The sequence below is a fragment of the Flavobacterium sp. genome (assembly GCF_028712645.1).
Classification (GTDB): Bacteria; Bacteroidota; Bacteroidia; order Flavobacteriales; family Flavobacteriaceae; genus Flavobacterium.
Genome location: NZ_JAQTPQ010000032.1, coordinates 1 through 20,165 on the forward strand (window position 1 = coordinate 1; position 20,165 = coordinate 20,165).

At 32.7% G+C, this 20,165-nt stretch carries 20 protein-coding genes; 14 read left to right on the forward strand and 6 right to left on the reverse strand.

From position 1 onward, the window contains the following. The first annotated feature begins 112 nt into the window (after positions 1–112). Positions 113–1,162 carry a tRNA preQ1(34) S-adenosylmethionine ribosyltransferase-isomerase QueA gene (gene queA / locus PHC28_RS04065; RefSeq protein WP_300096708.1) on the forward strand — a complete coding sequence of 350 codons (1,050 nt, stop codon included), beginning with the start codon at positions 113–115 and terminating at the stop codon, positions 1,160–1,162. Between the two features lie 213 nt (positions 1,163–1,375). Continuing rightward, entirely contained in the window at positions 1,376–3,760 is a 2,385-nt protein-coding gene (locus PHC28_RS04070; protein ID WP_300096709.1) for a penicillin acylase family protein, read from the forward strand. Positions 3,761–3,814: 54 nt separating this feature from the next. On the opposite strand, the gene PHC28_RS04075 is transcribed toward PHC28_RS04070, so the two are convergent. The 3 genes from PHC28_RS04075 to PHC28_RS04085 are packed head-to-tail and all read right to left on the reverse strand — an operon-like array spanning position 3,815 to position 6,071. Then, on the reverse strand, positions 3,815–4,177 hold the full coding sequence (locus PHC28_RS04075; RefSeq protein ID WP_300096710.1) for a cupin domain-containing protein: 363 nt from the start codon (positions 4,175–4,177) through the stop codon (positions 3,815–3,817). Between the two features lie 3 nt (positions 4,178–4,180). Then, positions 4,181–4,549: a DMT family protein gene (locus tag PHC28_RS04080; RefSeq protein WP_300096711.1), complete on the reverse strand. Its 369-nt coding sequence runs from the start codon at positions 4,547–4,549 to the stop codon at positions 4,181–4,183. A gap of 1 nt (position 4,550) precedes the next feature. Beyond that, positions 4,551–6,071 (reverse strand): helicase HerA-like domain-containing protein, encoded by a 1,521-nt coding sequence (locus PHC28_RS04085; protein ID WP_300096712.1) that lies wholly within the window; start codon positions 6,069–6,071, stop codon positions 4,551–4,553. A gap of 371 nt (positions 6,072–6,442) precedes the next feature. Between PHC28_RS04085 and PHC28_RS04090 the strand changes: the two genes are divergently transcribed. The 10 genes from PHC28_RS04090 (at position 6,443) to PHC28_RS04135 (ending at position 15,396) form a co-directional block, all read left to right on the forward strand. Next, the gene (locus PHC28_RS04090; protein WP_300096713.1) at positions 6,443–7,261 is read left to right on the forward strand and encodes a MotA/TolQ/ExbB proton channel family protein; all 819 of its coding nucleotides are present in this window, start codon (positions 6,443–6,445) and stop codon (positions 7,259–7,261) included. A 73-nt stretch (positions 7,262–7,334) separates the two neighbouring features. After that, positions 7,335–7,943 carry a biopolymer transporter ExbD gene (locus PHC28_RS04095; protein ID WP_300096714.1) on the forward strand — a complete coding sequence of 203 codons (609 nt, stop codon included), beginning with the start codon at positions 7,335–7,337 and terminating at the stop codon, positions 7,941–7,943. A 19-nt stretch (positions 7,944–7,962) separates the two neighbouring features. Next, positions 7,963–8,523, forward strand: a complete 561-nt coding sequence (locus tag PHC28_RS04100) for a biopolymer transporter ExbD (protein WP_300096715.1) — start codon at positions 7,963–7,965, stop codon at positions 8,521–8,523. A 33-nt stretch (positions 8,524–8,556) separates the two neighbouring features. Then, positions 8,557–9,348, forward strand: a complete 792-nt coding sequence (locus PHC28_RS04105; RefSeq protein WP_300096716.1) for an energy transducer TonB — start codon at positions 8,557–8,559, stop codon at positions 9,346–9,348. A 247-nt stretch (positions 9,349–9,595) separates the two neighbouring features. Then, on the forward strand, positions 9,596–10,516 hold the full coding sequence (locus PHC28_RS04110) for a PstS family phosphate ABC transporter substrate-binding protein (protein WP_300096717.1): 921 nt from the start codon (positions 9,596–9,598) through the stop codon (positions 10,514–10,516). Between the two features lie 16 nt (positions 10,517–10,532). Beyond that, positions 10,533–12,203 carry a tetratricopeptide repeat protein gene (locus PHC28_RS04115; RefSeq protein WP_300096718.1) on the forward strand — a complete coding sequence of 557 codons (1,671 nt, stop codon included), beginning with the start codon at positions 10,533–10,535 and terminating at the stop codon, positions 12,201–12,203. A 128-nt stretch (positions 12,204–12,331) separates the two neighbouring features. Next, complete coding sequence (locus PHC28_RS04120) at positions 12,332–12,964, forward strand: 7-carboxy-7-deazaguanine synthase QueE (RefSeq protein WP_300096719.1); 633 nt, start codon at positions 12,332–12,334, stop codon at positions 12,962–12,964. Positions 12,965–13,007: 43 nt separating this feature from the next. Next, complete coding sequence (locus tag PHC28_RS04125) at positions 13,008–13,457, forward strand: DUF2059 domain-containing protein (protein ID WP_300096720.1); 450 nt, start codon at positions 13,008–13,010, stop codon at positions 13,455–13,457. A 41-nt stretch (positions 13,458–13,498) separates the two neighbouring features. After that, the gene (locus PHC28_RS04130) at positions 13,499–14,206 is read left to right on the forward strand and encodes an energy transducer TonB (protein ID WP_300096721.1); all 708 of its coding nucleotides are present in this window, start codon (positions 13,499–13,501) and stop codon (positions 14,204–14,206) included. A gap of 29 nt (positions 14,207–14,235) precedes the next feature. Continuing rightward, positions 14,236–15,396, forward strand: coding sequence for an aminotransferase class V-fold PLP-dependent enzyme (locus PHC28_RS04135; protein WP_300096722.1), 1,161 nt, complete (start codon positions 14,236–14,238; stop codon positions 15,394–15,396). A 6-nt stretch (positions 15,397–15,402) separates the two neighbouring features. Here PHC28_RS04135 and PHC28_RS04140 read toward each other — a convergent pair whose 3' ends face one another. Together PHC28_RS04140 and PHC28_RS04145 are read right to left on the reverse strand one after the other, a co-directional pair. Beyond that, positions 15,403–15,945, reverse strand: a complete 543-nt coding sequence (locus tag PHC28_RS04140) for a YfiT family bacillithiol transferase (protein ID WP_300096723.1) — start codon at positions 15,943–15,945, stop codon at positions 15,403–15,405. A gap of 31 nt (positions 15,946–15,976) precedes the next feature. Then, positions 15,977–16,681, reverse strand: a complete 705-nt coding sequence (locus tag PHC28_RS04145) for a bifunctional 2-polyprenyl-6-hydroxyphenol methylase/3-demethylubiquinol 3-O-methyltransferase UbiG (protein WP_300096724.1) — start codon at positions 16,679–16,681, stop codon at positions 15,977–15,979. Positions 16,682–16,780: 99 nt separating this feature from the next. Here PHC28_RS04145 and PHC28_RS04150 point away from each other — a divergent pair, with 99 nt between their 5' ends. Next, positions 16,781–17,275 (forward strand): YkgJ family cysteine cluster protein, encoded by a 495-nt coding sequence (locus PHC28_RS04150; RefSeq protein ID WP_300096725.1) that lies wholly within the window; start codon positions 16,781–16,783, stop codon positions 17,273–17,275. A gap of 253 nt (positions 17,276–17,528) precedes the next feature. Here PHC28_RS04150 and PHC28_RS04155 read toward each other — a convergent pair whose 3' ends face one another. Then, positions 17,529–18,779: a DUF1343 domain-containing protein gene (locus PHC28_RS04155; RefSeq protein ID WP_300096726.1), complete on the reverse strand. Its 1,251-nt coding sequence runs from the start codon at positions 18,777–18,779 to the stop codon at positions 17,529–17,531. Positions 18,780–18,784: 5 nt separating this feature from the next. On the opposite strand from PHC28_RS04155, the gene PHC28_RS04160 reads away from it, so the two are divergent. Further along, complete coding sequence (locus PHC28_RS04160; protein ID WP_300096727.1) at positions 18,785–20,020, forward strand: FtsX-like permease family protein; 1,236 nt, start codon at positions 18,785–18,787, stop codon at positions 20,018–20,020. The last annotated feature ends 145 nt before the right edge of the window (positions 20,021–20,165 follow it).

Below are 20,165 nucleotides of genomic sequence, written 5' to 3' on the forward strand. Positions count from 1 at the left end.
AACATCGAAACACTTGACAACGCCTATCTGACAGTTGTATATTTGCCCACGATTTAAAATTATGAGAATCAAAACTCATAACTCAAAACTCATAACTTATAACTTCTTCTAAATGAAATTATCACATTTTCAATTCAATTTACCAAAAGAGCTTCTTGCAGAATATCCATCTGAAAACAGGGATGAAGCGCGTTTAATGGTTATTGATCGCAAAAAGCAAACTATTGAGCACAAAACATTTAAAGATGTTATCGATTATTTTGATGAAGGCGATGTCCTGATTTTGAATAATACCAAAGTTTTTCCAGCACGTTTATACGGAAATAAAGAAAAAACAGGAGCAAGAATCGAGGTTTTTTTATTGAGAGAACTAAATGCAGAGCAACGTCTTTGGGATGTATTAGTTGATCCAGCTCGTAAAATACGTATTGGAAACAAATTATATTTTGGCGATGATGATTCATTAGTTGCCGAAGTTATCGATAATACAACTTCACGTGGTAGAACTCTTCGTTTTCTTTACGATGGTTCTTATGATGAATTTAGAAACAAATTGACAGAACTTGGAGAAACTCCAATTCCAAAATATATTAGCAGAGATGTAACTCCAGAAGATGCAGATCGTTATCAAACTATTTATGCCAAAGAAGAAGGAGCTGTTGCAGCACCAACTGCTGGATTGCATTTTTCAAAGCATTTGATGAAAAAATTAGAAATCAAAGGAATAAAATTTGCCGAGGTTACTCTTCATGTAGGTTTGGGAACTTTCAATCCTGTTGAGGTTGAGGATTTATCAAAACACAAAATGGATTCTGAGGAATTGAAAATTACGCAAGAAGCCTGCGATATTGTCAATGATGCAAAATTAAACAAGAAACGTATTTGTACTGTTGGAACTACTTCAATGCGTGCAGTTGAAAGTTCAGTTTCGTCACAACGAACACTGAATCCTTTTGATGGTTGGACAAATAAATTTGTTTTTCCGCCTCACGATTTTAGCGTAGCAACGTGTATGATTACTAATTTCCATACACCAAAATCTACTTTATTGATGATGGTTTCGGCATTTTGCGGACACGATTTAATGAAAAGAGCTTACGAAGAAGCGATAAAAGAACAATATAAATTTTACTCTTACGGTGATGCAATGTTAATCATCTAAAAAGTTTAAATTTATTAATTCACTAAATCTCGTCAGCAATGGCGAGATTTTTTTTGTTTAAATCCATTTTCTCAATAATGTTTATTGGAATGACAAAAAATAAGAGTTATTTAAAATAATCAAATAAATAAAGTAATTTATCAAATTTTATTCTAAATTTCGGAAGTTTTAGCAATAACATCGATTCAAAAGTTCCATATAATATACTTTCAAATGAAAAATCTAAAAAAATTCTTTCTTGTTATTCTATTATTAATAGTCATTCTTGCCATTGCTTTGGTTGGTTATGGTTTTTACCTGAAACCCACTTATGAAGGAGAGCAGAAACTTAAAAACATCAAACAGGAAACCACCGTTTATTTTGATGATTTTGGTGTTCCCCATATTTATGCCAATTCTCAAAAAGATGCTATGACAGCATTGGGTTATGTTCACGCTCAAGATCGTTTATGGCAAATGGAATTGATGCGACGTATTGCTCCAGGAAGACTTTCAGAAATGTTTGGTTCGAAATTAGTAAAGACCGATAAGTTTTTTGCAGGTTTGGGCATCGACGAAAACTCTGAAAAAGCAATTGCTAGATTAGACAAAAAATCGGAAGCGTATCAACTCGCTATGGCTTATGTTGACGGGGTGAATCAATATATGGAAGAAGGAAAAACACCTATCGAGTTCCAAATTTTAGGATTAAAAAAAGATAAATTTACGTTGAAAGATGTTTATAATATCTTTGGATATATGTCATTTAGTTTTGCAATGGCTCAAAAAAGTGATCCATTAATGACGGACATTAGAGGAAAATTGGGTGTAGATTATCTAAAAGATTTCGGCTTGGATGGTTCTTTGGGAACAACTCAAATAAAAAATTTCGACGGAAAAGCCATTGAATATACCGAAATTTCAAAATCAGTGGCTAGTTTGTTAGAGAATTCCCAAGTTCCAGCTTTTATAGGCAGTAACAGTTGGGTGATTGCTCCAAAGAAAACAAAGAACGGAAAAGTTATTTTTGCCAATGATCCACATATTGCTTTTTCACAACCTTGCACTTGGTATGAAGCTCACATTGTCGTTCCTGATTATGAAATTTATGGTTATTTTTTAGCTGGAACACCATTTCCTCTTTTAGGACATAACCACGATTACGCATATGGATTGACGATGTTCGAAAACGACGATGTCGATTTGTTTCAGGAAGAAGAAAACCCCAACAATAAAAACCAATATAAAACGGCTACTGGATTTCAAGATTATACAATTCGCAAAAAAACTATCAAAGTAAAAGATAGCTCGGACGTAGTTCTAGAAGTTCGAGAAACGCAACACGGTCCAGTAATGAACGATATTTTAGATGGAATAAAAGGAACAAAACCAGTTGCGATGTATTGGATTTACACTCAGCAAAAAAATGAAATGTTGGAAGCTGTTTATTCAATTTCACATTCCAAGAATCTGGATGATTTCAGGAAAGGAGTTTCCCTAATTGCTGCTCCAGGATTGAATGTAATGTACGGCGATGCCAAAGGGAATATTGCTTGGAACACTTCTGGAAAATTATATAAATTAGATAAATCAGTCAATTCAAATTTCATTTTAAACGGAGCAAATGGCATCGATGACAAGAAAGAATTTCTTGATTTTTCGAAAAATCCTCACGCTATAAACCCAAGTTGGAATTATGTGTATTCTTCAAATAATCAACCCGAAGCAGTTGACGGTTATTTATATCCAGGATATTATTTGCCGCAAGATCGCGCCAAAAGAATTTCAGGATTATTGGAGCCTAAAAATAATTGGACAAAAGGAGATGTGGAACAAATGCTAAATGACAATGTTTCAAATGCAGCAACAACTATTGTGGCTAATTTAATTTCGACTATAGCTGTAAATTCTCTTTCAAGTAACGAGAAACAAGCAATAGAAATTATAAAAAAATGGAGTGGTTCCAATAATTTAAAAGATTTGGCACCAACGATTTACAACAAATGGATTTATGATTATTTAAAAAACACTTTCCAAGACGAGTTGGGTGAAACTGATTTTAAAATGCTTCTGAATACTCACGTTGTCAAACAAATAATTGAAAATCAAAGCAAAAATGAAAGCTCAATTTGGTGGGATGATGTTAGCACGAAAGATAAAAAAGAAAGCAGAAATGAAATCCTCAATAAATCGTTTCACGAAGCCATTACTGCCCTTGAAAATCAATTAGGGAAAGACGTTAATTCTTGGACTTGGAACAAAGTGCATACACTAGAACATCAACATCCTTTGGGGAAAGTAGCCGTTTTGAGAGGGATTTTCAACGTTGGGACTTTTGAAGTTACAGGCTCAAACGAAGTGATTAGCAACCTTATGTTTGATTTTACCGATAGCGGGAAATACGATGTAAAAGCAGGTCCTTCGACTAGAAGAGTTATCGATTTTTCGGATGTAGAAAATAGCGAGAGCATTTTGCCAACAGGTCAATCAGGAAATCCGTTTAGCAAACATTACAACGATCAAGCTGAAATGTATGTAGCCGGCAAGTTCCGAAAAATGAAATTGAACAAAGAAGAGATTATCAAAACTTCTACAAAACTGGTCTTTAGTCCAAAATAAATATGTTGTTTATTTGTGATTTCTCCCTTTGGTCGAAACGACAATTTTTCAGTATTATTCTTCACGATGCACTTTCGTGAAATCAAAAGCAGGAATGCAAATTGACATATATTCACAAGGTTCCTCAAACGGATTCGAATATTGAACACGTGTATTTTTTTCGATTTTTATGGATTGTCCGGCTTCAAGAATAACAGTTTCTCCCTCGATTATAAACTGTTTTTTGCCTGAAATGATATAAGTGTATTCTTCAAATTCCGGTGTTTGAAAAGGTTCTTTCCAATGCGGTGGCGCAATCATGTGTGCTATAGAAATGGCAGGATTGTTTGTGGTTGTCATTCCGTGATGTTCTTCGATGAGTTTTCCATCAGTTGTGGGAACGACGAAAGGTGATTTTTGAATAAAGTATTTTTTCATTTTTTATTTTTTGAATATGAAGTAAACCGCTAAAATTAAAAACACAAAACCCACAAAATGATTCCATCTAAAGGTTTCGTTTTTGAAAAACAATAAAGAAAAGCCCACGAAAATCACTAAAGTAATTACTTCTTGAATTACTTTGAGTTGCACTAATGAAAATGGTCCGCCATTGCCTTCATAACCTATTCGGTTTGCGGGAACTTGAAAGCAATATTCAAATAATGCCAATCCCCAACTGATGAGAACAATAGTAATCAAACCAGCGTTTTCGAACCATTTGAGTTCTTTGAATTTCAAATGCCCATACCAAGCTAAAGTCATAAAAATATTCGATAATATAAGCAATCCAATCGTTGCGTATCCTTTCATATTATTTCCTCAATAGTTTGCTCAAAACCCCAAAAGCACCACGAATAAAAGTTGCACTCGTCAACACTTTTATCACTGATTTAGTAACCGCTCCTGTTGTATCACCAGATTGTTTATTTTCTTTTTCTGCTGCTTTTTCTTCTTTTTGTTTTGTAACTTCTTGCTCGACAACTGCGATTTTTTTATTAAGCATTTCATAAGCACTTTCACGATCTATAAGTTCTGAATATTTTCTTACCAATTTTGATTTGGTGTTGATTTCTTGAATTTCACTTTCGGTCAAAACATCCATTCTACTCATTGGTGCTCGAAGCATTGTTGCCGCTAACGGAGTTGGAATCCCTTTTTCGTTTAAGGCTGTTACTAATGCCTCTCCAATCCCAAGACTTGTCAAAACTTCATCGGTTTTATAATAGTCGGATGTTGGATAATTATCAGCCGTTTGTTTGATAGCTTGTCTATCATTGGCCGTGAAAGCTCTCAAAGCGTGTTGGATTTTTAATCCTAATTGAGCTAAAACTCCGCTCGGAACATCCATTGGATTTTGGGTTACAAAATAAACGCCTACACCTTTAGAACGAATCAGTTTTACAATTGTTTCTATTTGTTCCAACAATGTTTTGCTAGCTTCTTTGAAAATTAAATGCGCTTCGTCAATAAAAATAACTAATTCAGGTTGGTCAGCGTCTCCTTTTTCAGGCATTTGTTGGTATATTTCGGCTAATAAACTCAGCATAAAAGTCGAAAATAATTTAGGTTTATCCTGAATATCCGTTAAACGAATGATGTTTACGTAGCCTTTTCCGTTTTCGTCAAAGCGCATTAAATCATTGATATCAAAAGACATCTCCCCAAAAAATAAATCGGCTCCTTGTTGTTCGAGTTCAATTATTTTTCTAAGAATCGTCCCAGTTGTTGAGGTTGAAATCTTGCCATAATTTTCTTCAATTTCGGCTTTTCCTTCTTCGGTAATATAATTGATTACTTTTTTGATGTCTTTTAAATCCAAAAGAGGCATTTTGTTGTCATCACAATATTTAAAAATTACCGAAACTACTCCAGCTTGTGTGTCATTCAAATCTAAAATTCTCGAAAAAAGCACAGGGCCAAATTCCGAAACTGTTGCACGAAGCCGAACGCCACTTTGTTCTGATAAAGACATTAATTCAACAGGGAAACTTGATGTTTTGTAGGGAATATTGATTTTGGTGTGACGCTCGGTGATGAATGATTTTTCTTCACCTTCTTTGGCAATACCACTAAAGTCTCCCTTGATATCCATCATTAAAACTGGAATTCCAAATGAGGATAGTTGTTCTGAAAGTACTTGAATGGTTTTTGTTTTTCCTGTTCCGGTTGCTCCAGCAATCAATCCATGGCGGTTCAAGGTTTTTAATGGAACTTTTATAGGTGCATCAGCTAAAGCTTCTCCGTCAAGTATCGCACCACCAAGAATAATACTCTCTCCTTTTGAAAGATAACCGTTGGTAATGTGTTGAATGAATTCTTCTTTTCTACTCATAATAAATTGGGATTAAAATCAAATGCAATATATTAATTTTTATTTGTAAATAGTTAGATTATTTACTGTAAAATCAAGGCTTCATTTTATTAAAAAAAAACGATATAGTCTAAATTATTCATCAATTAAAATATAAGGATTTTTCAGGAATATATTTAAATAGAACCTTATTTTTATATAAACAATTATTTTTTTTAGAATATTTTCTGATATAATTGTAAATTATGAAACAATTTTTTTAATTGGGATAAAATTAACTGTAATAAAATTAAAAAAAGTTTTTTTATTACAACTAAAAATATAAATTTGCCCCTCAACAAGTTTATTATAACAAAAAAAATAAATTATTAAAACTATTAAAATTTAAGAAAATGGCAAACGTTAAAAAAGAAAGTGGTTCAGGTTTAGGAGGAATGATTTCATTAATCATTATTGTATTATGTATTTTTACAGGATGGTTAGTTTGGAATTTTATAATGGGTGATGGAGGAAATTTTGAAGGAGGAGTAAATACTGGCCACCCACTTCCAGGAAATTACTTGGCAATGGTATATAAAGGAGGTCCAATTGTACCTGTTTTGATGGGATTGCTTTTAATGGTAATTGTGTTTTCATTCGAACGTTTTGCTGTAATTTCTAAAGCAGCTGGTAAAGGAAATCTTGATGTATTTATGAAAAATGTACAAGCAAGTGTAACTAAAGGGGATATTGATGGTGCAATTGTTGCTTGTGACAAACAACAAGGTTCTGTTGCAAATGCAATTAGATCGGCTTTATTAAAATACCAAGATGTAAAAAAAGAAGGATTGGATAGCGAAACTGCTGCTGAAACTATTCATAAAGAAATTGAAGAAGCTACTTCACTTGAAATGCCAATGTTAGAAAAACATATGACTATTCTTTCTACATTAGTTTCTTTAGGAACTCTTGCTGGATTATTAGGAACAGTAACAGGGATGATTAAAGCGTTTGGTGCATTAGCAAGTTCAGGAACTCCTGATCAAGCGATGTTAGCAAATGGTATTTCTGAAGCACTTATCAATACTGCAACAGGTATTTCTACTTCTGCATTAGCAATTATTGTTTACAACTTATTTACTTCTAAAATTGATACTTTAACTTATTCAATCGATGAGGCAGGTAACACAATCGTGAATACTTACAGACACTACAGAGGTACACAAAAATAATTACTAATATTTATAAGAAATCAGCGTTATAGTAAGTATAACGCTGATGACTATAAATTAAAATATATAATTAATGGCTGTAAAAATGTCCAAAAAAGCGGCGTCTATTGATATGACGGCTATGTGTGATGTAGCATTTCTTTTGCTTACATTCTTTATTTTGACCGCGACTGCCAAAATACCCGAAGCTTTACCTGTAGATACTCCTGCATCGACTAATGAAAACAAATTGCCAGAAAATGATTTGGCTACTTTGACCATTGGTAAAGGCAAAGTGTTTTTTGACTTGAAAGGGAGAGAGATTCGTAAGAGAACTCTAGAATTAATGGGTCAAAAATACAACGTTTCTTTCTCGGAAGCGGATAAAGATAATTTTGCTATAATGGAAGGTTTTGGTGTTCCAATTCAAAGTTTGAAGCAAATTATTGATATGAAGTCTTCTGATAGAACTAAAGCTGATCAACCTGGAATTCCAAAAGATTCGCTTGATAATCAATTAGCAGATTGGGTTCGAAATGCACGTATTGCCAATATTGAAATTGATGATAAAGAATTGCAAATAGCCATTAAAGGTGATGCAAAGGAAGAATATCCAGCAATTAAACAAGTTATGGATATGTTGCAAGATCAAAAAGTTAATAGCTTTAGTCTGATTACGGGTTTGAGAGCAAAAAACAAATAATTAAAAAATACACACTAAAATGGCTGAATTAAATACAGGCGACGGTGGAGGCGGAAAAGACAAAAAGGTAAGAAGTAAAAAACAAAATTCCAAAGTAGATTTAACTGCTATGGTTGATTTAGCTTTCTTATTGATTACTTTCTTTATGCTTACCACAACCTTGTCTAAACCACATGCAATGGATTTGGCGTTACCAAACAAAGATGATAAAGCACCACCAGTATTAACAGATGAAAATCGTACAATGACCATATTATTGGGAGATAATGATAAATTGGTTCGGTATGTAGGTTTGTTGGCTACTCCTGTTGCAGGAGGAGCTCCAAAAGATTTTACTTATGGTAAAGAAGGGATTCGTAAAGAATTGTTGTTAAGGGAAAAAGCGGTTTTGGCCTATTCAACAGCAAAAGGTAAACCGAAGAACGGAATGATTGTAATTATCAAACCAAGTAAGAAATCAAATTATCGCAACTTGGTTGATATACTAGATGAAATGGCAATTGCAGATGTGCCTAGTTATGCCATCGTAAATGATTTTACACCTGAGGAACAAAAATTGTTAGAAGGAAAAAAAGAGTAATTTGATTTCCCAATAACCTAATAATTAAGAAATATGAAATTAGATATATTAAATAACCAATGGCTTGAAATTGTTTTCGAAGGGCGCAACAAAAAGTATGGTGCTTATGATTTAAGAAAAGCAGTTACCAAGAATACGCTTAGAGCGTTTTTAATTGGTGCATTTGTTTTCGCATTTGCTGTAAGCATCCCAAAAATCTTGAGTTTTCTTCCAGATTCATCGGATAATGATGAAGCATTGAACGTAAAAATAACGACTGTTAAGTTACCTCCAAAAGAGAAACCGAAAGAAAACCTTCCACCACCACCACCTCCTCCTCCAAAGCAGGATCAAGTAAAATTTGTTAAACCTGTGGTTGCAAAAGCTGAGGACGTGGTAGAGGAGATTGTTGTAATCAAAGAAATTAAAGAAAAGAAAATTGGTGCAGAAACTATAAAAGGAGATCCAGATGCAGTTTTGACAGTTGAGCCTGTAGGAACTGGTGTTGCTGCTGTTGTAGAAGAAGATAATACTGTTTACAATCAGGCGGGTATTGAAGTGAAACCAGATTTTCCTGGAGGAATGGAAAAATTTTATAAATTCATATCCAATAATTACCGTACTCCAGAAGAGGAAGGTCTTAAAGGGAAAGTATATGTGACTTTTGTGGTTGAAAAAGATGGTTCATTGACAGATATTAAAGTGCTTAGAGATATTGGTTATGGAACTGGAAAAGAAGCTATTAGGGTTTTAAAAGCAACTCCAAAGTGGAATCCTGGAGAGCAAAATGGTAAAAAAGTTAGATGTACATTTAGTTTGCCAATCAGCATTCAATCTGCAGAATAATGTTAAAAAAAATAGTATATAATTTTAAGAAGAAATCGCCCAAAGAGCGATTTCTTCTCATTATAGGAATTCTGTTTTTTTTCGTATATTTGTTTATGGGTCTTATTGTTATTTTTTGGAATATAATTTTCCCTAAAAACTTTCCAATAGCAATGGCGTCATCATATAGAATGGCCTTTGGAGTAATTCTTATCGTTTATTCGTTCCTAAGATTTTATAGATTTTTAAAAGCAAATGAGGATTAGTTATGTTTAAAATTAATAAAGTTTTTATTCTTTTTTTTATTGGTTTCTTATTTGTGATGTGCAACCAAAAAGACAAGAAAGATGTAAATAAAGAATCCATATTAAAAGGTTCTGCTACTATTTTGGTTGATGAAACTTTAGCTCCCATAATGGAAGATCAAGTGGCAGTTTTTGAGAGTAAATATGATGCAAAAATAAAAATAGTTTCAAAATCTGAATCAGAAATAATTAATTCATTGTTTGCTGAGAAGTCTGGAATTGCTGTTTTGACAAGAAATTTGACTCCTGAGGAAAATAAAATCTTCAGCCAAAAAAAAATCACTCCAAAAATCACTAAATTTGCCACAGATGCTGTTGTTTTTATTTCAAATAAAAGCAATAAAGATACTTTAATAGAGTTAAAGGGCGTTATAGAATTTATGCAAGGAAAACCTAGTGCCAAAATAAAAGGCATAGTCTTTGACAATCCAAATTCAAGTACGGTTCGATATATGAATACATTGGCTGGAATAAAATCAATTCCAGAACATGGGGTTTTTTCATTTAAAACAAATAATGAAGTAATTAAATTTGTTGTGCAAAATGAAGGAATGATTGGTGTTGTAGGGTTAAATTGGTTGTCTCAACCAATGCCTGATATGCAGGATTTTGTTGATGGAGTAAATGTTTTAAGCGTTAAAGATCTAACAAGTTCTAATTATTATGATCCAAGTCAAAACAACATTGCAGAAGGTAAATATCCTTTGGCACGTGATTTGTATATTATCAATGGTCAAGGTTATTCAGGATTAGGAATGGGTTTTGCTTCCTTTGTAGCTGGAGATATTGGACAAAGAATAATCTTGAAATCCGGATTATTACCCACAAAAATTCCTGGCAGAAAAATAAATGTTAGAACAGAAATTAATAATGATGAAAAATAAATTTAAAATAGTTAAGATGAATAAATTTAAAATTTTTAGCCTTGTTTTGTTAATCTCGTCATTCGTAAGTAATGCACAAGATTTAAATCAAGCACTAAAAGCAATAGATGCAGAACAATTTGAGAGCGCAAAATCAATTTTAAAATCTATTGTACAAACAAAACCAGATGACGGTAAAGCGATGTTTCTTTTGGGAAATATTTATCTAACACAAAGTAATAAAGACTCTGCCAATATCTATTTTCAAAAGGGAATTTTGGCTAAAGAGAGTGGTAATTTTAATTACATAGGTCTTGGTCAGATTTTCTTAGATAAAGGTGATGCAGTAAATGCTCAAGCTAATTTTGACTTGGCTACCAAAAAATTAAGAAAAAAAGATGTTGAGGAATATATTTATATTGGTCGAGCCTATATGAATATTGATAAACCAGATTATCAAAAAGCCCTTTCGGTTTTAAATAAAGCAAATTTGGTTAATCCTATGGATGCTCAAGTACAATTAGCACTTGGGGATGCTTATTATGGAGATAAAAATCAAAATGATGCTTATGCAGCTTATCGAAATGCTTTCCAAGCAGATAATACTTTAATCAGAGCAAAAATGCAATTAGGAGTTTTGTTAAAAGGAGCAAAATCTTATGATGAAGCCTTGAAAGCATATAAAGAAGTAATTGCATTAAGTCCTAACTATGGTCCTGTTTATAGGGAATTAGCTGAAACTTATTATAAATGGGGAAGAAACAAGCCTTCTAAATCTGCTGAATATATGAAAACAGCAATTGGATATTATGAAAAATATCTTAGTCTTACAGATTATTCTTTAAATTCTAGAATGCGTCACGCTGACTTTCTTATTCTTGTAAAAGATTACACTGCACTTGAGGATGAAGCTAAAAAAATGGCAGAATTGGATAAAGTTAATCCTAGAATCTTCCGTTATTTAGGATATTCAGCTTATGAAAATGGTAATATAGATGTTGCTATTAAATCATTAGAAAGTTATACTTCAAATCCTTCAAATAAAATAATTGCTAAAGATTATTTATATTTAGGTTTAGCTAAAATTAAAAAAGGAACTAGTGCTGATGGTTTATCAATTGATCCTAGTGCTTTCAATTTAGGGTTGACAGATATTAAAAAATCAATTGAGATGGAGCCTTTGGCGGTAGAAGATTTAAACGAAATTGGTGTAAAATTGTTTAGCAAAAAATTATATACTGAAGCGGCTACTATTTTTGAATTAGGAACAACAAATACAGAATCTAAAAGTTATCTAGATGATAATGTTTATTATGGATTGTCTGTTTATTATGGCAATATTCAAAAAGACGTGATTCCAAATCTTGTCGAATTACAAAAAGCAGATACCGCTTTTGGAAATGTATTAACTGCTTCTCCATCTTATCTTGATGCTTATATTTATAGAGCTAGAATAAATAGATCTCTTGGGAATGATGAGATGATGGTAAAATATTATGAAGAGTATGTTGCTAAAGTAACTGAAAAAGGTGCTGAAGAGATGGCTAAACCAGCAATAATTACTAAATTAATAGAGTGTTATAACAACACTGCGGCAAGTTATGCCAATACAGATAAAGCAAAAGCTATCGAATATTTTAATAAAACACTTGCGCTTGATGCTACTAATGATTATGCTAACAGATCACTTGAATTGTTAAAAAAATAGTCAAGAGTTTTTCTATAAAAAAACCGATAGTTTCAAATAAGCTATCGGTTTTTTTATGTAGTTGCTTTAAACTTAAATCTCAAATCCTAAATTCCAAATTCACTATCTTTGCCTTTCAAAATATAGAAATGTTATCAAAAGAAATACAGTTAGAAGTTAATAAAGGTGCAATGCTTCCTTTAATGGAAGAATTTTATACAATACAAGGCGAAGGATTTCATACAGGTACAGCTGCCTATTTTATACGAATTGGTGGTTGCGATGTGGGTTGTCATTGGTGTGATGTAAAGGAAAGTTGGAATGCCGAATTGCATCCGCCTACAAGTATTAACTTGATTGTTGCCAATGCCAAAAAATATGCAGACACAGTTGTAGTAACAGGAGGAGAACCATTAACTTGGGATATGACTTTGCTTACACAAAAACTAAAAGAGCAAAACCTGAGAGTCCATATTGAAACTTCAGGAGCATATAAACTGACAGGAGAATGGGATTGGATTTGTCTTTCTCCAAAGAAAAACAAATTGCCCACACAAACTGTTTATGACAAAGCTCACGAACTGAAAGTCATTATTTACAACAAACACGATTTTATTTTTGCCGAAGAACAAGCTGAAAAAGTAAATAATAATGCTATATTATTCCTTCAACCCGAATGGAGTAAAAAGGAAGAAATGACACCACTAATTGTAGATTATGTAATGAATAATCCAAAATGGCGCGTATCATTACAAACACATAAATACTTGAATATTCCATAAACTTATTCTTATATTCGTATAATAAACTAAAAACAAAAACAAAATGAAAAAAGTATTCCTATCTATTGCATTCGTGTTAATTGCCCAAATTAGTATGGCTCAAGATGCCAATTTTAAGGCAGAGGTGTTAAAATTGATTTCCATTAGTGGGGCAGATGGAGCAATGAAAGTTGTAAAGCCTCAAATTTTGAATATGATTCCAGAGAATAATAAAGAAAATTTTTCAAAAGAATTTGATGCCTCTTTGCCAAGTATGTATGATAAAATTGCTAAAATCTATATGGAAATTTATACACCTGAAGATATAAAAGGAATGATTGCATTTTATGAAAGTCCTATTGGAAAAAAAATGAGTGAAAATGCCGGAGTACTGAGTCAAAAGTCTATTGAAGCAGGTCAAGAATGGGGACAGGAATTGCAAGAAATTATGGCAAAATACAAAGAGGATGTTCCAGCACAAAACACGTATGAGGTAACAAAACCGAAACAGTAAGTTACTCTTTTATTCTCAATTGTATATCCAATAATTCCTTTATGAAGAAAACTATATTTCTAGTAATTGCTTTTTTTTCAATTCAAATAGTCTTGGCTCAAACCACAACAAACGATGCGAATAATAATGTTTATAATACAGCAGGAATTGAAGTAAAACCTGAGTTTCCAGGAGGAATAGGAGAGTTTTATAAATTCATTGCTTCTAATTATAATACACCAGCATCAAAAGAATTTTTGGGTGGAAAAGTTTATGTTACATTCATTATCGAAAAAGATGGTCAGGTATCCGATATTCAAGTTTTAAGAGATGTAGGGTTTGATTCAGGAAAAGAAGCAATTAGAGTTTTGGAATTATGTCCAAAATGGATTCCAGGTCAGCAAAATGGGCAAAATGTGAGATGTACTTTTAGTTTGCCAATATCTTTGCAAGCCTATGTTTTCGATATAAAAGAAGTAGATGTTGCGCCAAATTATCTAGGTGGATTTGAAGGAGTCTCAAAACTTATTTTAGAAAATTTCAATGCACCAACTTCAAAAGAATTTAAAGGAGGAAAAGTCCTGATAAGTTTTACTGTGGAGGTTGATGGTAATCTTTCAGATATTCAAATTTATAAAGATCTCGGATTTGGAACAGGAGAAGAAGCGGTTAGGGTTTTAAAAACCATCAAAAATTGGATTCCAGCTCAAAAAAATGGAAAAAAAGTAAGATGTTCTTTTGGAATTCCAATAACTTTGAATAGCAATTAGACAAATTATTTCTTTTAATATTAGGTTTTATGAAATCACAATTCCATCTCGATCCAGAAATCACTTTCTTAAATCACGGTTCTTTCGGTGCTTGCCCAAAACCAATTTTTGAAGAATATCAGCGTTTGCAATTAGAGTTGGAAACAGAACCTGTTTATTTCATACAAAAAAAATCAGCAGTTTATTTAAAAATTGCTAAAGAAAGATTAGCAAAATATATTGGCTGTAGTGCTAAAGATTTCTTTTTTACGCCAAACCCAACCTTTGCTATTAACACCATTATGCGAAGTTTAGATTTGAAAGAAGGAGATGAAATTTTAACTACCAATCACGAATATGGTGCAATGGACAGAACGTGGAATTTCTATTGCAAAAATTCAGGTGCAAAATACATTCGTCAAAATATATCACTTCCTGTAATTTCAAAAGAACAAATCCTAGAAGAATTCTGGAGCGGATACTCTTCAAAAACCAAAATTATTTTCCTAAACCAAATTTCAAGCTGCACAGCATTGATTTTTCCTGTAAAAGAAATTTGTGATAAGGCTCGTGAATTGGGATTGATTACTATTATTGATGGTGCTCACGTTCCAGGTCAAATTGATTTGAATCTCACGGATTTGAATCCAGATTTTTATACAGGAACGCTTCATAAATGGATGTTAGCACCAAAGGGAAGTTCTTTTCTTTATGTAAAAAAGAGTTTTCAGGAAATGCTCGATCCTCTTATTGTGGGTTGGGGTTATGAAAGTGTTGCTCCAAGCGAAAGTCAATTCTTAGATTATCAGGAATTTCAAGGAACAAGAGAGATTTCAGCATTTTTATGCACACCAAAAGTGATTGATTTTCTTGAAGAAAACAATTGGAAAGCCAAAGCGAAAGAGTGTCGTAAATTAGTTTTTGATAATTATCAACGCTTTTGCGATTTATTGAATACTCAACCCATTTGTCCAATTACTGAAGATTTTTTAGGTCAAATGGCAAGTATTCCAATTAAAACTTCAAATCCTGTTGAACTGAAAGAACTTCTTTTTAATAAATTTAAAATTGAAATCCCGGTAATGCCTTTAAGCGGAAATTATTTTTTGAGATATTCAATAAACGTTTATAATACGCAGGAAGATTTAGATGTTTTGTATCAGGCTTTACAGGATATTATAAAAACTACTGATTTCTTAGAAGTAAAATAAATAAGATTACCAGCCATTTCTTTTCTTTAATTCAGTGATGTGTGCCAAATGATGGTTTCCGTGCCAAGCATAAGTCCCGATGATTTCTTCTATTTTGAATTCTTTTGAATGTTCAGGATGAATAAAGGATTTTTTCAAATCATTTTCAGACAAACTCTTCATTAGATAGGCTAATCGAAAATGCAATCCTTCAAGTAATGCTATTGTTGGTTCGATAGGCATTGTTACATTGTCAAATAATTCTCCCCAAAGATCCTCGTGATAGTATTTTATAGTAGGAGTTTCTTCTGTTAAAGTCCATTTTATTCTAACAAAGCAATTTATATGACTATCCGCACAATGGTGAATTACTTGGCGAATAGTCCATCCGCCTAGTCGATACGGAGTGTCTAATTGTTCGTTAGTTAATTGAGAAACTTCACTTTTTAGTCTTTCAGGAAAAGATGCAATTTCTTCAATTTTTTCCAAAAGGTATTCGTTTGAATATAAATCTGGAGCAACAAATTTACCAATAGGATATTGTAATTTTTCTAATTCTAATTTTTCCATAATTGTTGTAAAATACTATTTGTACTTATTTTTATATTGAAAGCTTCGCCAAATAATCAAAATGCTCACCTTCGAGAATTAATTCACATTGTAAACCATTGGCGAAAGCCGCATTTTGTAAAGTGTTATAATCGAGATAAAGCCAAGGAAATGTTTCCTCGGTTTCTTTTTTATAGGATACCGTGAAAGTCAATTCGCCATAGTAGCTGTCTCCAGGAATCCATTTCCCGCCGTCTTCATCATCATCAAACATATAAATTATATCCGAGGAATCTATAAGAATTTGCCCGTTTTGGTTGAGAAGGCTTTTTAGTTTTTGCAAAAACAGGGGAGTTTCTTTTAATGTTCCAAAAATTCCCGTACCATTCATCAATACTAAAATGGTGTCGAATTTTTCATTTTCCAATGTCATTATGTTTTGAACTTTGGCATTTTCCAAACCACGAAGTTTGCAAGCTTGAATAGCATTTCGTGAAATGTCTATAGAAGTTACTTCAAGATTTCTATCGTTTTGCAAAGTTAAGCTGTGACTTCCCGCTCCACATCCCACATCGAGAACTTTTCCTTTAGACAATTGCAATGCTTTTTGTTCCAATTTTGGCATTTCTTCATAAGAACGAAAAAGGTAAGCAACGCTCATTTCGTCTGCTTCAGAAATAGAAGTTTCGGTAATTAAATCCTCAGGGGAATTATTAGTTTGAAAATCGAGTATGGCTTTTCCGAAAAGGTCTTTCATAAAATTTTAGTTTCAGGTTTGAAGTTCCAAGTTTAAAATGTTCTAATTTTGCAGGATAACTTGACCCGAACTTTTGTGAACGGGCGTAGCATCTGAAATTTGAAACAAATACTAAGCAATCTTCCTAGAGAAGCCAAAGATAAGCATATCGAAAGCAAAAAGTATTTTGATAAGCTAAAAAAAAAGACGCCTAAAAATTTGGATTACATTATGCAGGATTTGCACGATGCCGAATTCAAAAAAACAAATTGTTTAAACTGTGCTAATTGTTGTAAAACGACTGGACCGTTATTTACTTTGGCTGATATAGAGCGAATTTCGAAACATTTGCGACAAAAACCACAACAATTTATCGACCAATATTTGCGTATCGACGAAGATAAAGATTATGTACTACAAAGTGTTCCTTGTTCTTTTCTCGACAGTGATAATACGTGTTTTATTTATGATGCTCGTCCAAAAGCGTGTCGTGAATTTCCACATACCGACAGAAAGAAGTTTCAGCAAATTTCGGATTTAACTTTGCAAAACGTAGCGATTTGTCCTGCTGCTTTTAATATTATTGAAGAAATGAAAAAGAAAATGCCTTTATAATTATACATTGACAATGACATATCCAGTTTCGACTCCCTCTCCTTCAATGTCATTAAGTTAAGGGATTTTTGATTGAAGATTAACGATTGCTGATTTCAGATTTTTGTGTTAGTAAATAAAAATCCTTCGATTTTACGTGTCTCGCACATCAGAAATCAAAAATCGTTAATCAGAAATCTGCAATCAAATTTATCATTTTATCCTTAACTTAATGACATTGCCCTCTCCTTTGGAGAGGGTTGGGGTGAGGATTTTAGTAAATCAAATACTTTTTCCTAATTTTCTTAAAGTCATTCAATCCATTTACCCAACTTTTTCTAATTTCTTCCTCCGAAATTCCAGCTTCGATTTGTTGTTGCAGTTGTTGAGTCCCTGCAAGTTTTGTGAAAAATGGATTAAAGAATTTGCTTTTATCCGAAGTTTCGTTATATGCTTTTATAAGCCATTTTAATTCCAATTGATTTACTTTGGCTACAGCCGATAAATCTTCACCATAACAAATTTCGTCTTTGTACATTGGTTCTTTTGCACCAAAATTGGGTTCAGGAACAAAGCTAAATTTATTTTGCATTAGAAAAGGCGACCCAAAAATTTGAAATTGTTTTTTGGTACCACGACCCACACTCACGTTAGTTCCTTCAAAAAGGCACAAACTGCCGTAAAGATTTATGGCTTGGTCATTGGGTAAATTTGGAGATGGTTTTATGGGTAAACTATAATTCATCTTACGGGTGTAATTTGTGCAAGGAATGATTATAAGTTGACACTTCACACCATTTTTCAGCCATTTTTCACCATTTATCATTTGGCCATATTCGCCAATAGTCAATCCGTATAATACCGGAACAGGATGCATTCCTACGAAACTAGTGAATTCCTTTTCCAGAATTGGACCATCAACAATGTTTCCGTTAGGATTTGGTCTGTCCAAAACTATAAGAGTAATATTATTGTCTGCACAAGCTTCCATTACATAATGTAGTGTGGATATGTAGGTGTAAAATCGTAATCCTACGTCTTGCAAATCAAAAACTACAATGTCAATTCCTGCTAATTGTTCTGGTTTTGGTTTTCGGTTGTCTCCATAAAGTGAAATAATGGACAAGCCAGTTTTAGCATCCTTGCCGTCAATAACGTGTTCTCCAGCATCAGCATTGCCTCGAAATCCGTGTTCTGGAGCGAAAATGGTTTGGATTTTAATGTTTTTCGAAAGTAAGAAATCGACCAAATGAATTTTGTTGGATAGAATTCCAGTTTGATTTGTTACAACCCCAATTTTTTTATTCTTTAATAGAGGAAGATATCTATTGTAGTTGTCAGCACCAGTCTTGATTATTGTGTCAGAAATGAATTTTATTTTTTTTAAATCTTCATTTTTTATTTTTATTCCTTCTATTTCATTAGCATAACAAGCAGTTGAAAAAACTATCAAAAACAAGAATAAAAACGTATTTTTGACCCGAGCGAAAGTAAACAAACGAAGTAAAACAGAATTAGATATCATATAAATTGAATTTAGAATATTTTATAGCTAAAAGACTTATTGCTGCTAAAGATTATAAAAGTAGTATTTCTTCGCCAATTATAAAAATTGCGATTTCGGCTATTGCCATCGGAATGATTATGATGATTATTTCGGTTGCCACAGGAATTGGATTGCAACGGAAAATTCGAGATAAGGTTTCTGCCTTTAATGGTCATATCATTATTTCGAACTATGATAATAATCAATCCGAAGTAACGCTAGTTCCTGTTTCCAAGAAACAAGACTTTTATCCTAAATTTACTTCGGTTACAGAAGTGAGTCATATCCAAGCCATTGCTAGTAAAGCTGGAATTATTAGAACTGCAACTGCTTTCGAAGGAATAATTTTTAAAGGAGTAGGGAGTGATTATCAATGGAACAACATCAAAGAATATATTGTTTCAGGTAAATTACCCAATTTTTCAAAAAAATTGAATCAGGATGTTTTGATTTCCCAATTTCTAGCGGATAGACTAAATCTCAAAGTGGGCGATTCGTTCAATACTTTTTTCATCAAAGAGAGCCAGAATAAGTTGCCAAACATTCGAAGATTCAAAATAACAGGAATTTTCAATTCTGGATTTCAAGAATTCGATGCTACATATATAGTAGGAGATATTCGTCATATTCAGCGCATCAATAAATGGACTCCAGATCAAGTAGGAGCCTTTGAGGTTTTTATAAATGATTTTACTAATATTAAAAACATCGGCAATAAAGTTTATCAACAAACGTCTTCAACACTTGATACTAAAACCATAATCGAAAAATATAGTTACATATTTGAGTGGCTAAAACTATTCGATTTTAATATTATCATCATATTAGTTATAATGATTTTAGTAGCTACTATTAATATGGTAGTCGCATTGTTAGTTCTTATACTCGAACGCACTCAAATGATCGGAATTCTAAAGGCATTAGGGGCTAATAATTGGTCAGTAAGGAAAATATTTTTATACAATGCATTTTATCTTATTGTTAGAGGATTGTTCTGGGGGAATTTAATAGGCATTTCACTATTATTGATTCAGCAGTATTTCGGCATAATCAAACTCAATCCAGAAAATTATTACGTCAACCAAGCACCGGTTTACCTTAATTTAGGTTATATATTACTGCTAAATCTACTCACAGTTACCGTTTGTTTCTTGGTTTTATTAATACCATCCTATATAATCACTAAAATCTCACCAGTAAAAGCCATCCGTTTCGATTAGTTTTATAAAGGAATGAAATTTTTCTAGGAGCTATCTCCCGCTATCCGCTACAATCTTTTGTGCCGAACCCCGGCACAAAAGGATTTCCACTACTATCGGGGCTATGTCATTTGGTTTTCATAAAGAATATATAGTACAGAAGTAT